The organism is Streptomyces sp. NPDC014894, assembly GCF_043080985.1.
In the GTDB taxonomy this organism is placed as follows: Bacteria; Actinomycetota; Actinomycetes; order Streptomycetales; family Streptomycetaceae; genus Streptomyces.
The window spans coordinates 186,277-201,077 of the sequence record NZ_JBIBWD010000005.1 but is presented as its reverse complement, the minus strand read 5'-3'; the positions used below and the strand labels follow the sequence as shown (position 1 = coordinate 201,077).

The following is a 14,801-nucleotide window of genomic DNA, read 5'->3' as shown; positions in this document are numbered from 1 at the left end:
CGGAGGTGCGCGCGCCCGGGGCGTCCCGGGCGCGCGGCGGCGTGCGTCAGCTCAGGTACTGCTCGATCTCGGCGCCGGCCTCGTGGCCGTAGGCCTTCTTGAAGCGGTCCATGAAGTGGGCCCGGCGCAGGGTGTACTCCTGGGTGCCGAGGGTCTCGATGACGAGGGTGGCGACCATGCAGCCGACCTGGGCGGCCCGCTCGTGGCCGACGCCCCAGGAGAGACCGGAGAGGAAGCCCGCGCGGAAGGCGTCGCCGACTCCGGTGGGGTCGACCTTGGCCTCCTCGTCCGGGCAGCCGACCTCGACGGGCTCGACGCCGACGGCCTCGATGCGGACGCCGCGCGAGCCGAGCGTGGTCACCCGGTGGCCGACCCGGGAGAGGATCTCCTCGTTGGTCCAGCCGGTCTTGGACTCGATGAGTCCCTTCTCGTACTCGTTGGAGAAGAGATAGGTCGCGCCGTCCAGCAGGGTGCGGATCTCGTCCCCGCTCATCCGGGCGATCTGCTGGGAGAAGTCCGCGGCGAACGGGATCTGCCGCGAGCGGCACTCCTCGGTGTGGCGCATCATCGCCTCGGGGTCGTCCGCGCCGATGAGCACCAGGTCCAGCGGTCCGACGCGCTCGGCGACGGACTGGAGTTCGATGAGCCGGGCCTCGCTCATCGCGCCCGTGTAGAAGGAGCCGATCTGATTGTGGTCGGCGTCCGTGGTGCAGACGAAGCGCGCGGTGTGGAGCACTTCGGAGATCCGTACGGATTCGGTGTCCACGCCGTGGCGGTCCAGCCAGGCGCGGTACTCGTCGAAGTCCGCGCCGGCGGCGCCGACCAGGATGGGTGCGGTGCCCAGCTGGCCCATGCCGAAGCAGATGTTCGCCGCGACACCGCCCCTGCGCACATCGAGGGTGTCGACAAGGAAGGACAGGGAGACCGTGTGTAGCTGGTCCGCGACGAGCTGATCGGCGAAACGACCGGGAAAGGTCATGAGGTGGTCGGTTGCGATGGAGCCGGTGACTGCGATTCGCACGGCGATGCGCTCCTGTGGCGGGGTGTGGATGACGCTTAACGCTACCCGGTCGGGGGCGGCCTGGCCGATGGTGCGAAACTACCCGATAGTAGGTCTTTTTTACCGTGCCTCCTGGTGCGTACGGTGCGGATATGACAGAGCCGTTCACATCCCGTATCGCACACCAGTCCGATATCACCCTCGCCGAGCTGCGCGGTGACTGCGTCCGGATGGCACCCCACTGGGTGGTTCCCGCGACGGCCGCGGCGGTGCCCGTGCCTCCGTCCCGTATCCGTGGTGTAGTCGTCTCGGCGGCCTCGGCGCGGCTGGTCGACGCCATGTCCGAGTACGGCGACTGACGGAGTTCCGCGCGCGAACCGTGCCGAAACGGCGTCCGGGGAACCGGGCGCGCCTTTGCTCCGTCCCATCAGGGCCCCGGGCCGCCGGGACGGTAGGAGAAGGAGCGATGCGGTGAGCAGTACGGAGAGCACGCACGACAGGCCACCTCGCCGGCGTACCCCGCTCATCGCCGCGGTGGCGGCGGTGGTTCTGATCGCGGGAGGCGGCAGCGCCTACTTCGCCACGGCGGGTTTCGGCGCGAACGGGGACGGCGGTGACCGGGCGGACGCCAAGAGCGGCGCGGCCGGGAAGACCCCGCCCCGGCTCGCGATCGACCCGGGACAGGGACAGCGAGAATCGGCCAGAATCGCGCCGGGTGAGCCGGATCCCTCCGGCAGGGTGCTCTACGAGGCCTCGGGCGAGCTGCCCGCGGGCCCGGAGCGGGCCCCGGTCTACCGGGCGACGGGCACGGTCTCGGCGGACGAGGCGGCCCGGCTCGCCGAGGCGCTGAAGCTGCCGGGCGCGCCGCGCTCGGCGGGCCAGGAGTGGACGATCGGGTCCGGCGGGGACGGTACGGAGCCCCTGCTGCGGATCACCGAGGCCGCGCCGGGCGCCTGGACGTACGTCCTCTCCCCCCGGGGCGACGACTGCCACCGAGGCAAGGACTGCCCGGAGGGCGACGGCGGCGCGAGCGACACCGGCGCCCCGCCGAGCGAGCGGGCCGCGAAGGAGGCCGCCGCCCCGGTGCTCAAGGCGCTCGGCCAGGCCGACGCCCGTCTCGACGCGCGGCAGACGATCGGTTCGGTACGGGTGGTCAACGCCGACCCGGTGGTCGGCGGGCTGCCGACGTACGGCTGGTCCACCGATCTGCAGATCGGCGCGGACGGGCGGGTGGTGCGCGCCGCCGGGAATCTGAAGCAGCCGGAGAAGGGCGACGAGTACCCGGTGCTCTCGGCGGCCGACACGCTCGACCGGCTGAACGCGGGCCCCGGCGGCGACGGCGACAGCACGGCCCACACCCCCGGCTGCGCGCCCCGGCTGCCCGGGGCCGGCGACTCCGGGGCCCAGGTCCCCTGCGGGCCCGAGGCGTGCGCCTCGGCGGCGCCGCTGAAGGGCGCGGAGCAGAGCACGGAGCGGACCGCGGAGCAGAGCAACGGGCAGAGCACGGGGCAGAACACCGGGCGGAACGCGAAGGCCGAGGCGAATCCGTGCCGTGGCGGGACCTCCCCGGTCCCGCCCTCCGCGCGGAAGAAGGTCGAGGTCACCGAGGCGTCCTTCGCGCTCTCCAGCCAGTTCTCGGACGGGCGGCAGACGCTGGTGCCGTCCTGGCTGTTCCGGGCCGAGCCGCGCGGCGGGATGCCGGCGTACACGGTGGTCGAGCCCGCGGTGGAGCCCTCGTACCTCCGGGAGCCGTCGGTGCCGCCGAAGGAGCCGACCGTCCCGCAGGACCCGCCGCCCTCGGAGACCCCGTCGTCCGGGGACAGCCGGATCCTGTCGTACAGCGCGGAGGGCCGGTCGCTGACGGTCGCCTTCTGGGGCGGGGTCTGCGGCGAGTACCGGGCGACCGCGTCGGAGAGCGGTGACCGGGTGACGGTGCGGATCGTCGAGCCGGAGCTGAAGCCCGGTGAGAACTGCATCGCGCTGGCGAAGGAGATCAAGAAGACGGTGACGCTGGCGAAGCCGCTGGGCAACCGCGAGGTCGTGGACGCGGACAGCGGGAAGCGGGTCGCCCCGGCGGGCGGCTGAGACGGGCGGCCCGGGCCCCGGGCGCGGCCCTCCCGACCGGGGGGCGGCCCGGCCCGACCGGTGAGCGGCGAAAGGCGGCGGCCCCTCCGAGGGAGGGACCGCCGCCTTTCGTCGCGGCCGGGGCGAGCCCGGCGACCGGCTAGCTGAAGGAGTCTCCACAGGCGCAGGATCCCGTGGCGTTGGGGTTGTCGATGGTGAAGCCCTGCTTCTCGATGGTGTCCACGAAGTCGATGGAGGCGCCGCCGAGGTAGGGCGCGCTCATCCGGTCGGTGACGACCTTGACGCCGTCGAAGTCCTTGAGGACGTCGCCGTCGAGCGAACGCTCGTCGAAGAACAGCTGATAGCGCAGGCCCGAGCAGCCACCGGGCTGAACGGCGACGCGCAGCGCCAGATCGTCCCGGCCTTCCTGGTCCAGCAGGGCCTTCACCTTGGCCGCGGCGGCGTCGGACAGGAGGATGCCGTCGCTCACGGTGGTGGTCTCGTCCGATACGGACATCTGCTTCATCACTCCCGGGATGGGGTCTCCCCAGCGGAGGCAGGGGAAGTACGGAGACTGCTTGCCGACGATTGCAACCGGCGCGATCGCGGATTCATTCCGGACCGTGGTGCGTTCTTTCCCTTTCATGCTCGCACACACCCCCGCCCGGGCACACGGTCCGGCGGCCCGGGGGTGCGTCACATCGACGCTATGGCCATCGTCAAAGTGACGTGAACCGGTTATGATAGATAACGTCAAATAGACGAAAAGGTCTGCGCAGAAAAAGAAAGGGTGTGTGTCGTGACCACCGCCCAGCCCCGTACGGAGCAGCAGGACGTGCTCGATGTACAGCCGACGCCGCTCGCCCTGCTGCTGCTCGGCCGCGAGGCCGACCCCAGGAGCGAGCGCGGGGTGGAGTGCCCGGGCGATCTGCCCTCCCCCTCCGACCCGGATCTGGTGGAGCGCGCCCGCGCGGCCAAGGAGAAGCTCGGGAGCAAGGTCTTCGTCCTGGGCCATCACTACCAGCGTGACGAGGTCATCCAGTTCGCCGATGTCACGGGCGACTCCTTCAAGCTGGCGAAGGACGCGGCGGCGCGGCCGGAGGCCGAGTACATCGTCTTCTGCGGCGTCCACTTCATGGCGGAGTCCGCGGACATCCTCACCTCGGACGCGCAGAAGGTCGTGCTGCCGGACCTGGCCGCCGGCTGTTCCATGGCGGACATGGCGACGGCCGAGCAGGTCGCGGAGTGCTGGGACGTGCTGACCGACGCGGGGGTGGCCGAGCAGGTCGTACCCGTGTCGTACATGAACTCCTCGGCGGACATCAAGGCGTTCACCGGCAAGCACGGCGGCACCATCTGCACCTCCTCCAACGCCAAGCGGGCCCTGGACTGGGCCTTCGAGCAGGGCGAGAAGGTGCTCTTCCTGCCCGATCAGCACCTCGGGCGGAACACCGCCGTCCGGGACATGGGCCTCTCGCTCGACGACTGCGTCCTCTACAACCCGCACAAGCCGAACGGCGGGCTGACCGTCGAGCAGCTGCGCGCGGCCAAGATGATCCTCTGGCGCGGGCACTGCTCGGTGCACGGCCGGTTCTCGCTGGAGTCGGTCGAGGACGTCCGCGCCCGGATACCGGGGGTACGGGTCCTGGTGCACCCGGAGTGCAAGCACGAGGTCGTGGCGGCGGCGGACGAGGTCGGCTCGACCGAGTACATCATCAAGGCGCTGGACGCGGCCCCGGCCGGCTCCAAGTGGGCGATCGGCACCGAGCTGAATCTGGTGCGGAGGCTGGCGAAGGCGCACCCCGACAAGGAGGTCGTCTTCCTCGACAAGACGGTCTGCTTCTGCTCGACCATGAACCGGATCGATCTGCCGCATCTGGTCTGGGCGCTGGAGTCGCTCGCGGAGGGCACGCTCGTCAACCGGATCCAGGTGGACCGGGAGACGGAGAGCTTCGCGAAGCTGGCGCTGGAGCGGATGCTGGCGCTGCCGTAGCGCCGCTTCCCCGGCGACCTCGGGCGCCCCGGCCGATTCCGGCCGGGGCGCCCTTGGCTTTCCCGGGGGCGGCGGTTAGCGTTCCGTGTCACGGGCTCTCGGCGCGGCGTCCCCGGGACGCGGGCGCGGAGCGCCGTCCGGGCGTTCTCGACCGGGGCCTCTCCCGTCCCGCTCCGCCCTCCGCCCCTCTTCCGGGCGCCTCTCCCCCACCGGCCTTCCGCTGTCGTCCTGTCGTCCCGTCCCTGGGTGGGGGTTCACTCCGTCATGCCGTCGTTGACCGGCGCGCTCGCGCTGTTGTGTGTGATCGGTCCGCTGTCGACCGACATGTATCTGCCGGCCCTGCCCCGGATGGCCCGGGAGCTGGGGACCGACGCGTCCGGGGCGCAGCTCACCCTGACCGCCTTCCTGGTGGGGATGACACTCGGGCATCTGGTGTTCGGCCCGCTCTCCGACCGGTACGGGCGGCGGCGGCCGCTGCTGGCCGGGGCCGTCGGATGCGCCGGGGCCACCGCGCTCTGCGCCGTCGCGCCGACCCTGGAGTGGCTGGTCGCCGGGCGGTTCGCCGCCGGGTTCGGCGGGGCCGCCGGGATCGTGGTGGGGCGGGCCGTGGTCTCCGACGTCGCCCAGGGGGCCTCGGCCGCCCGGCTGCTGGCCCTGCTGATGACGCTCGGGGCCGTCGCCCCGGTCGTCGCCCCGCTCGCGGGCGGCGCGGTCGCCGGGGCCCTCGGCTGGCGCGGGGTGTTCTGGGCGCTGACCGCCGTGGCCTCGGCGGTGGCGGTCGCGGTCGCCCTCGGCGTACCGGAGAGCCTGCCCCCGGAACGGCGGCGGGCCGGGGGGCTCCGGCGGCTCGCGGCCTCCGCGCGGGAGGTGGCGCGCGACCGGCCGTACGTCGGCTACACCCTGGCGTTCGCCTTCTCGTTCGGGGCGCTGTTCTGCTACGTCGCCGGCTCGCCCTTCCTGTTCCAGAACGAGCTGGGGCTCGGCGTCGGCGAGTCGGCCGCGGCCTTCGGCGGCGGGGGCGCGGCGACGGCGGCGGCGGGCGCGGTGGGCGCGCGGCTGGTGGTACGGGTGGGGGCGCGGGCGCTGCTGCTCACCGGGGTGTGGGCGCTGCTGGCGGCGAGCGTGTCGCTGCTGCTCGCGACGGTGGGCGGGGTGCTGTCGACGGCGCTGTGCCTGGCGCTGCTGGGGGTGGCGTGCGCGGGCGTCGGCCTCGCGTTCGCCAACGCGGCCGCGCTGGCGATCGGCCGGGTGCCGGGGGCGGCGGGGGTCGGGTCTGCGCTGCTGGGGACGGTGCAGAGCGCGGTGGGCGCGGGGGTGGCGCCGCTGGCGGGGGATGAGGCGGGGGTGACGTTCGGGGTGATGACGGTGTGCGCGGTGACGGGGCTCCTGGGGGTGGGGTTCGGTGACGGGCCCCCGGGGCCCGGGGCCGGGTTCCGCGCGGGAGCCCGGGGCCGGGGTGGTCCTCAGGCGCCGGACGGGCTGGGTTTGCTGCCCACGGCGGGGGAGATGACGAGCCGCGCGGGTTGGAGGGGCCCGCACAGGGCGAGGAGACGGTCCATGCCGGGCGGCCCGGGCACAGGTCCGTCCTCAATCGCCGGACGGGCTGGGTTTGCTCGGGTTTGCCGTCCCTCGGGCTGTTGAGATTCAGCCCCTCCGGCGATTGAGGAGCCGGGTACGGGGCGGAGCCCCGCAGTGGGCCGGACTCGAGTGTCCCGTGCGGGCAGCCGTGGGAATCTCAGCCCCTCCGGCGATTGAGGAGCCGGGTACGGGGCGGAGCCCCGGGGCGGGCCGGACTCGAGTGTCCCGTGCGGGCAGCCGTGGGAATCTCAGCCCCTCCGGCGATTGAGGAGCCGGGTACGGGGCGGAGCCCCGGGGTGGGCTGGACTTGAGTGTCTGGTGCGGGCGGCCCGGGGCGCGGGGCCGGTCCTCAAACGCCGGACGGGCTGGGGTGGTCCCCGGATGGGCTGGGGGTGGTGGGGGTGGTGCCTCCGGTGGGGCGGAGGGCGTGGCTTGGGGGAGGGGATATAGGGCGGACGCCCGGCGTGGCCCCTTGGGTGGGGGTGGGCCGGGCGTCCTGGGGCGGGTGGGGGAGGGTCAGGCGTTGGCGGGGGTGGGGTGGGGGGAGTCGGTCGAGGTGTCGGGGGCGGTCGGGTCGTCCGGCTTTCCGGCGCGCTTGGCGGCCTTCTTGCCGGCGCGGCGCTCCTTGCGCAGCTCGACCATCGCGTACAGCGTCGGCACCAGCAGCAGCGTCAGCAGCGTGGAGCTGATCAGACCGCCGATCACGACGATCGCCAGCGGCTTGGCGATGAAGCCGCCCTCGCCGGTGACGCCGAGCGCCATCGGGAGCAGGGCGAAGATCGTCGCCAGGGCCGTCATCAGGATCGGGCGCAGCCGGTGCCGCCCGCCCTCGACGACCGCCTCGACCACTCCGTACCCCTGGGCGCGGTACTGGTTGATCAGGTCGATCAGGACGATCGCGTTGGTGACCACGATGCCGATGAGCATCAGCATGCCGATCAGCGCCGGGACGCCCATCGGGGTGCCGGTCGCGATCAGCAGGCCGATCGCGCCGGTCGCCGCGAACGGGATGGAGACCAGCAGGATCAGGGGCTGGATCAGCGAGCGGAAGGTGGCGACCAGCAGCATGAAGACGATCGCGATCGCGGCGAGCATCGCCAGTCCGAGCGAGGCGAAGGCCTCGTCCTGGTCCTCGGAGACACCGCCGATGGAGGCGGTCGCGCCCTCCGGCAGATCGAGGGACTTCAGCTTCGACTGGAGCGCGGTGGAGACCGCGCCCGTGTTGTCGCCGGTCGGCTTGGCGGTGACGGTCGCGGCGCGGGCGCCGTCGATACGGGTCATCGAGACCGGGCCGGGCGCCAGCTCGACCGTGGCGATCTGGCCGAGCTTGACCGGGCCGAGGGGCAGCTCGCGCAGCTGGGCGAGGGTCTTGGCGGGCTTGGCCGAGGTGATGACGACATCGCGCTCGGTGTCGCCGAGGACGGCCTTGCCGGCCGGGGTCCCGCGGACCGCCTGGCCGACGGCCATGCCGAGGGCGCTCTCGGTGAAGCCCGCCTCGGCGGCCTTGGCGTTGCCCTTGACCGAGATCCTGGGGATGCTCTGCGCCAGGTCGCTCTGGACGTCGGTGACGTCGTCGAGTCCGGCGACCTCCTTGCGGACGGCCTCGGAGGCCTCCTTGAGGGTGCCCGGGTCGGCGGCCTTGACCACGACGCTCAGATCCTGGCTGCCGAAGCCGTCGCCGGCCGCGATCGTGGTGTCGCCGACGCCCTTCAGCTTCGCCAGCTCGGCCTCGATGCGATCGCGGGTCCGCTCGTAGTCGCCCGCGCCCTTGAGCGTCATCTGGTACGAGGCCTGATTGGCGCCGGTGCCGCCGCCGAAGGCGGCCATGAAGCCCGAGGAGCCGACGGTGACCTGGTAGTTCTCGATCTCGTCGACCCCGGCGAGGACCTTCTCGACCTTCGCGGCGGCCGCGTCGGCGGCGTCCAGGGAGGTGCCCGGGGGCAGCTCCTGCTTGATGGACATGACCTCCTGCTCGCCCTGGTCGAAGAAGTTCGTCTTGAGCAGTCCGGCCATGCCGAAGGTGCCGACGAGGATGACGGCGGCGAGGACGACGCTGGTGATCCGGCGGCGGGTCGCGAAGCGGAGCACGGGGATGTAGGCGCGCTGGAGCTTGCTGCGCTCCTCCTTCTCCTCCGCGATACGGCGGGCCTCGTCCGGGTCCATCCCGCGGACGGCCTTGGGGGCGCGCAGGAACCAGAAGGAGAGCACCGGCACCACGGTCAGCGAGACCAGCAGCGAGGCCAGCAGGGCGGCGGAGACGGTGAGCGAGAACGAGCCGAACAGCTCGCCGATCATGCCGCCGGAGAGGCCGATCGGCAGGAAGACGGCGACGGTGGTCAGGGTGGAGGCGGTGACCGCTCCGGCGACCTCCTTGACGGCGGTGACGATCGCGCCGTGGCGCTCCTCGCCGTAGCCGAGGTGGCGCTTGATGTTCTCCAGGACCACGATCGAGTCGTCGACGACCCGGCCGATGGCGATGGTGAGCGCGCCGAGGGTGAGCATGTTGAGCGAGAGGTCGCGCGTCCACAGCACGATCAGCGCGAGGACGACGGAGAGCGGGATGGAGACCGCGGTGACCAGGGTCGAGCGCAGGGAGGCGAGGAAGACCAGGATCACCAGTACGGCGAAGACCAGGCCGAGCGCGCCCTCGGTGGTGAGGCCGGAGATCGACTTGGAGACCGCGGGTCCCTGGTCGGAGACGACGGCGATCTCGGCGCCGTCGCCGAGGTCGTCGCTGAGGCCGGGGAGCTTGTCCCGGACGGCGTCGGAGATGGCGACGGCGCTGCCGTCGTTGTCCATGGTGGCGAGGACGGCGAGGCTCTCGTCGCCGTTGGTGCGGGTGAGGGAGACGGCGGTGGACGGCGTCTGCTTCACGGTGGCGACGGAGCCGAGGCGCACCGGCTTGCCCTTGGCGGGCGGCGCGGGGGCGATCCTCAGGTCCTCGATCTGCTTCAGATCGGTGAAGCCGCCGCCGACCTGGACGGTGCGGCTCTCGCCGTCCTCGGAGAAGGAGCCGGCGGGGACGGTCGCGCCGCCCGCGCGCAGCGCCTCGGCGAGGGCGGCGGTGTTCAGGCCCGCCCGGGCGAGGGCCGCGTCGTCGGGGGTGACGGAGACCTGGAGGTCCCGGACGCCGTCGATGGAGACCTGGCCGACGCCCTCGATGTCCTCCAGGGCGGGGACGACGGTGCGCTCCAGCTGGTCGGCGAGGGCCTGCTGGTCCTTCTGGGAGGTGATGGCGAGGACGACGGTGGGGATGTCGTCGGTGGATCCGGCGACGACCTGCGGGTCGACGTCGCCGGGGAGCTGGGCGCGGGCTCGGTTCACCGCCTGCTGGACGTCGGCGACGAGCTGCTTGGCCCCGTCCCCGTACTCGAAGCTGGCCATGATCACGGCGCTGCCCTCGCTGGCCGTGGAGGTGATGCCCTTGATGCCGTCGACGGCTTCGAGGGTGCTTTCGAGGGGTTCGACGACCTGCTTCTCGACCACATCGGGAGAGGCGCCCTCATAGGGGGCGATCACAGAGACCATCGGAAGCTCGATGGAGGGCAGGAGCTGCTGCTTCAGCTGGGGGATGGCGATCGCTCCGAAGGCGATCGCCACCAGCGAGATCAGTCCTATGAGGGCACGTTGCGACAGGCTGAATTTGGACAGCCAGGACATGGGGTCTCTCTTCTGTGGCGTGCGCGGCAGGCAGGGCGGGCGGGGTCGGAGGCCCGCGCTTATACGATCTGCCATGAGAAGGGCTCGCCCCTCGGCCCCAGGTCCCGTTTCTTTATCTCGGCCATACCGCAGCCGCAGTACACCGCGCCGGGGATTCACTCCACCCTTGGACGGACCAGGCCCGATTCATAGGCTATGACGACCAGTTGGGCCCGGTCCCGGGCGCTCAATTTGGCCATCGCCCGGTTCACATGGGTTTTGACGGTGAGCGGACTGACCTGGAGCCTCTCGGCGATCTCGTCGTTGGAGAGGCCGCCGGCGACGAGGACGAGCACCTCGCGTTCGCGGACGGTGAGGGCGCTCAGCCGCTGGGAGTACGCCTCGGCCCGCTCGGCCTCGTCGTGGCGGCCGCCCTGGGCGAGGAATCTGGCGATGAGGCCCTTGGTCGCGACCGGGGAGAGCAGGGCGTCGCCGGCGGCGGCTATGCGTATGGCGTTGAGCAGTTCCTCCGGTTCGGCGCCCTTGCCGAGGAAGCCGGAGGCCCCGGCGCGCAGGGACTGGACCACGTACTCGTCCACCTCGAAGGTGGTGAGCATGACCACGCGGACCCGGGAGAGTCCGGGGTCGGCGGTGATCATGCGGGTGGCGGCGAGTCCGTCGGTGCCGGGCATCCGGATGTCCATCAGGACGACGTCGGCCCGTTCGGTGCGGGCGAGTTCGACGGCCTGCGCGCCGTCGGCCGCCTCCGCGACGACCTCCATGTCGGGTTCCGAGTCGACCAGGATCCGGAACGCGCTGCGCAGCAGTGTCTGGTCGTCGGCGAGCAGCACCCTGATCGTCATGCGTCCTCCCCCGTCCGGGCCGTGAGGGGCAGTATCGCCTGCACCCGGAAGCCGCCGCCGTACCGGGGTCCCGCGCTGAGCCGGCCGCCGAGCGCGCCGACGCGTTCGCGCATGCCGAGGAGGCCGTGGCCGCCCTCGGCGTCCTCGTCGCCCAGGGGCGCGGGGCCGTCGGGCTCCTGGGGTCTGCCGTCGTCGAGGACGGTGACCTCCAGGGTGTGTCCGACCCGGATGACGCTCACCTCGGCGCGGGCGCCCTGGCCGGCGTGTTTGCGCACATTGGTCAGCGCCTCCTGGATGATCCGGTACGCGGCGAGGTCGACGGCGGCGGGCGGACGGATGCCGTCGTCGGCGCGGGCGACTTCGACGGGCAGTCCGGCCTGGCGGAAGGTGAGCACCAGTTCGTCGAGGACGCCGAGGCCGGGGGCCGGTTCGGTGGGGGCCTCCGGGTCGCCGGACTGGCGGAGCAGTCCGACGGTGGCGCGCAGTTCGTTGAGGGCGGAGCGGCTGGCCTCGCGGACGTGGGAGAGCGCTTCCTTGGCCTGGTCGGGGCGTTTGTCCATGACATGGGCGGCCACGCCCGCCTGCACATTGACCAGGGCTATGTGGTGGGCGACGACGTCGTGGAGGTCGCGGGCGATCCGGAGCCGTTCCTCGGCGACCCGGCGGCGGGCCTCCTCCTCGCGGGTGCGTTCGGCGCGTTCGGCGCGTTCGCGGATGGCGTCGACGAAGGCCCGGCGGCTGCGGACGGCGTCTCCGGCGGCTGCGGCCATGCCGGTCCAGGCGAAGATGCCGAGGTTCTCCTGGGTGTACCAGGGGCTGGGGCCGAAGAACATGGCGGTGCCGGTGAGCCCGGTCATGGTGAGCAGCCCGACCCGCCAGGTGGTGGGCCGGTCGGTGCGGGAGGCGACGGTGTAGAGCGCGATCACGGCGCCCATGGTGACCGGGGCCGACGGGTCGCCGAAGCTCAGTTCGACGACGGACAGCACGCTGGTGAAGACCAGGACGCCCATGGGATTGCGCCGGCGCGCCACCAGGGCGGCGGAGACGAGCACCATCAGGACCACACTGCGCAGGGCGGGGGTGCGGTTGCCGAACTCGGGTCCGTGCACTCCGCTGACGGCGAGGGAGCCGATGATCATGGCGACCAGGACGACGGCGGCGAGCGCGCCGTCGAGCGCCATCGGGTGGACGCGGAGCCATCGCTGGGTGCGGGCGAGCCCGGTGGCGAGTGAGGTCACGTCGGGCAACGTTACGGCGTGTCGGCGGCCGGGCCCCGGCCGGTACGCGCACCGCCCCGCCGCCGGGCCCTGGGGCCGGGAGACGGGGCGGTGCGGTGGAGTGCGGGGCTTCCCCGGGCGGGCCCGGGGGGGGTGTTCCGGGCGGGCCGCAGTACGTACCGGGCGGGCCCGGGGGGCGTACGGCCGGCTGTACGGGCCCGGGGGCGTACGGCCGTACGGGAGCCGTCAACCGGTCGGCGGGAGCCTCCGGCCGGGTACGGGAAACGTCAGCCGGGGATGCCGGGGATCAGCCCTTCGTCGCCGAGCAGCTCCCTGACGTCCTCCAGGGTCGCGTCCGGACCCGGGAGGATCAGCCCGGAGGGCTCCAGGGCGTCGTCCGGAAGCGGCTCGCCGAGGTCGTGGACCTTGTCCAGGAGCGCGGCGAGCGTCCGGCGGAATCCCGGACCGTCCCCGCGCTCCATCTCGGCGAGCAGCTCGTCGTCGAGCTTGTCGAGTTCGGCGAGATGGCTGTCCGCCAGTCTCACCTGACCCTCCCCCATGATCCGAACGATCATGACGAGTCCCTACTGCTTGTCGAAGTTGGGCCTGGTGCCGCTCTGCTGCCCGGGGGCGTCCTGCGGAGTGGCGCCGCCGCCCTCGATGGCCTGCTTCGAGGAGCCGGAGCCGCCCGCCAGCTCGGCCTTCATCCGCTGGAGCTCCAGCTCTACATCAGTACCACCGGAGATGCGGTCCAGCTCGGCGGCGATGTCGTCCTTGGCCATCCCGGACGGGTCGTCCAGGGCGCCGGAGGCCAGCAGCTCGTCGATCGCCCCGGCCCTGGCCTGCAGCTGGGCGGTCTTGTCCTCGGCCCGCTGGATCGCCAGGCCCACATCGCCCATCTCCTCGGAGATGCCGGAGAAGGCCTCGCCGATCCGGGTCTGCGCCTGGGCGGCGGTGTAGGTGGCCTTGATCGTCTCCTTCTTGGTGCGGAAGGCGTCGACCTTGGCCTGGAGCCGCTGGGCGGCCAGGGTGAGCTTCTCCTCCTCGCCCTGGAGGGTCTGGTGCTGGGTCTCCAGATCGCTGACCTGCTGCTGGAGGGCGGCGCGGCGGGAGAGCGCCTCACGCGCCAGGTCCTCCCGGCCGAGCGCCAGCGCCTTGCGGCCCTGGTCCTCCAGCTTGGAGGACTGGCCCTGCAGCTGGTTGAGCTGGAGCTCCAGGCGCTTGCGGGAGGTCGCCACGTCGGCGACCCCGCGGCGCACCTTCTGGAGCAGCTCCAATTGCTTCTGGTAGGAGTAATCAAGGGTCTCGCGCGGATCCTCGGCCCGGTCAAGGGCCTTGTTCGCCTTCGCGCGGAAGATCATCCCCATACGCTTCATGACACCGCTCATGGGCTTCGCGCGCCCCCTTCTGACGGACTACAGCTTCAGCACTCCAGAACCCACAGTACGGGCCCTGCATCCATTACCGCACTGTTCGGGCGCGGATGCGCTCATCCCCAAGGACGACTGCGCAGCGCCGTTGATCCGGCGCAAGGAGTAGACGACCGTCAGGGAATCCCTCAGGCGAGGCCGCGAAACCGCCGGCGCCGGGGCCCGCTCCCGGCCCTTCGCGCCGCCGGTTCCGGTCCTTCGCGCCGCTGATCCAGGGCCCTCGCGCCGCCGGTCCCCGCCCCACCGGCCCTCTCGCCCGCCCGTCCCGTGCACCGGTGAGGACGCGGGGCGTTGCCGGATCGTTCCCCTCCGGCGTTGGGTCCCCGCGTCCCACCCCGTACCCTTGGGCTTTGTGTTCCGTAGCCGTGCCAAGACAGAGAAGGTCCCCACCGACAAGGTGACGGCCGACCTCTCCCAGCAGCCCCGCGACCCCGAGGCCCCGAAGGGCCGCCCCACTCCCAAGCGGAGTGAGGCCCAGACCCAGCGCCGCCGTGCCGCCACGCAGCCGCTCGACCGCAAGGCGGCCATGCGCCGTCAGCGGGAGGCGCGGCGGGCGGACCTGGCGCGCCAGCGAGAGGCGCTCGCCAGCGGTGACGAGCGCTATCTGCCGGCCCGTGACCGGGGTCCGGTGCGGCGATTCGCCCGTGACTTCGTGGACTCCCGCTTCTGTGTGGCGGAGTTCTTCCTGCCGCTCGCGGTGCTGATCTTGATCATGAGCATGATCCAGGTGGGCCAGCTGCAGAACATCGCGCTGCTGGTCTGGCTCGGCGTCATCGTGATGATCGTCGTGGACTCGATCGGCCTGGGCATCCGGCTGAAGAAGCAGCTGAAGCTGCGCTTCCCGGACGAGCCCAAGCGCGGCGCGGTCGCCTACGCCCTGATGCGTACGCTCCAGATGCGCCGGCTCCGGCTGCCGAAGCCGCAGGTCAAGCGCGGAGAGCGACCCTGAGTACGGAGGCCCTGGGCGCCGCGGAAGCGCTGCCCGACGGCCCGGAGGACCCGGGCCCGGCCGAAGGA

Annotated in this window: 12 protein-coding genes; 5 read left to right on the top strand and 7 right to left on the bottom strand. The window is 72.3% G+C overall.

Annotated features, from left to right (window positions below):
* Positions 1-46 precede the first annotated feature (46 nt).
* Positions 47-1,021 (bottom strand): carbohydrate kinase family protein, encoded by a 975-nt coding sequence (locus ACF089_RS14530; protein WP_392026013.1) that lies wholly within the window; start codon positions 1,019-1,021, stop codon positions 47-49.
* A 131-nt stretch (positions 1,022-1,152) separates the two neighbouring features.
* Here ACF089_RS14530 and ACF089_RS14525 point away from each other — a divergent pair, with 131 nt between their 5' ends.
* Together ACF089_RS14525 and ACF089_RS14520 are read left to right on the top strand one after the other, a co-directional pair.
* Positions 1,153-1,359, top strand: a complete 207-nt coding sequence (locus tag ACF089_RS14525) for a hypothetical protein (RefSeq protein ID WP_392026011.1) — start codon at positions 1,153-1,155, stop codon at positions 1,357-1,359.
* Between the two features lie 112 nt (positions 1,360-1,471).
* Positions 1,472-3,085 carry a hypothetical protein gene (locus ACF089_RS14520; RefSeq protein WP_392026009.1) on the top strand — a complete coding sequence of 538 codons (1,614 nt, stop codon included), beginning with the start codon at positions 1,472-1,474 and terminating at the stop codon, positions 3,083-3,085.
* A gap of 139 nt (positions 3,086-3,224) precedes the next feature.
* On the opposite strand, the gene ACF089_RS14515 is transcribed toward ACF089_RS14520, so the two are convergent.
* Complete coding sequence (locus ACF089_RS14515) at positions 3,225-3,581, bottom strand: HesB/IscA family protein (RefSeq protein ID WP_392026451.1); 357 nt, start codon at positions 3,579-3,581, stop codon at positions 3,225-3,227.
* A gap of 273 nt (positions 3,582-3,854) precedes the next feature.
* Between ACF089_RS14515 and nadA the strand changes: the two genes are divergently transcribed.
* Together nadA and ACF089_RS14505 are read left to right on the top strand one after the other, a co-directional pair.
* Complete coding sequence (gene nadA / locus ACF089_RS14510) at positions 3,855-5,057, top strand: quinolinate synthase NadA (RefSeq protein ID WP_392026007.1); 1,203 nt, start codon at positions 3,855-3,857, stop codon at positions 5,055-5,057.
* 264 nt (positions 5,058-5,321) lie between these two features.
* Positions 5,322-6,698: a Bcr/CflA family efflux MFS transporter gene (locus tag ACF089_RS14505; RefSeq protein WP_392026005.1), complete on the top strand. Its 1,377-nt coding sequence runs from the start codon at positions 5,322-5,324 to the stop codon at positions 6,696-6,698.
* A 453-nt stretch (positions 6,699-7,151) separates the two neighbouring features.
* On the opposite strand, the gene ACF089_RS14500 is transcribed toward ACF089_RS14505, so the two are convergent.
* The 5 genes from ACF089_RS14500 to ACF089_RS14480 form a co-directional block, all read right to left on the bottom strand.
* Positions 7,152-10,295: an efflux RND transporter permease subunit gene (locus ACF089_RS14500; protein WP_392026004.1), complete on the bottom strand. Its 3,144-nt coding sequence runs from the start codon at positions 10,293-10,295 to the stop codon at positions 7,152-7,154.
* Positions 10,296-10,450: 155 nt separating this feature from the next.
* Entirely contained in the window at positions 10,451-11,137 is a 687-nt protein-coding gene (locus tag ACF089_RS14495; RefSeq protein ID WP_392026002.1) for a response regulator, read from the bottom strand.
* Complete coding sequence (locus ACF089_RS14490; RefSeq protein ID WP_392026001.1) at positions 11,134-12,375, bottom strand: sensor histidine kinase; 1,242 nt, start codon at positions 12,373-12,375, stop codon at positions 11,134-11,136. The genes ACF089_RS14495 and ACF089_RS14490 overlap by 4 nt, the downstream gene beginning before the upstream one ends.
* A gap of 266 nt (positions 12,376-12,641) precedes the next feature.
* Positions 12,642-12,929, bottom strand: a complete 288-nt coding sequence (locus ACF089_RS14485) for a hypothetical protein (RefSeq protein ID WP_392025999.1) — start codon at positions 12,927-12,929, stop codon at positions 12,642-12,644.
* A gap of 9 nt (positions 12,930-12,938) precedes the next feature.
* Entirely contained in the window at positions 12,939-13,742 is an 804-nt protein-coding gene (locus ACF089_RS14480) for a PspA/IM30 family protein (protein ID WP_392025998.1), read from the bottom strand.
* A gap of 394 nt (positions 13,743-14,136) precedes the next feature.
* Here ACF089_RS14480 and ACF089_RS14475 point away from each other — a divergent pair, with 394 nt between their 5' ends.
* Positions 14,137-14,733: a DUF3043 domain-containing protein gene (locus tag ACF089_RS14475; RefSeq protein ID WP_392025996.1), complete on the top strand. Its 597-nt coding sequence runs from the start codon at positions 14,137-14,139 to the stop codon at positions 14,731-14,733.
* Positions 14,734-14,801: the final 68 nt, after the last annotated feature.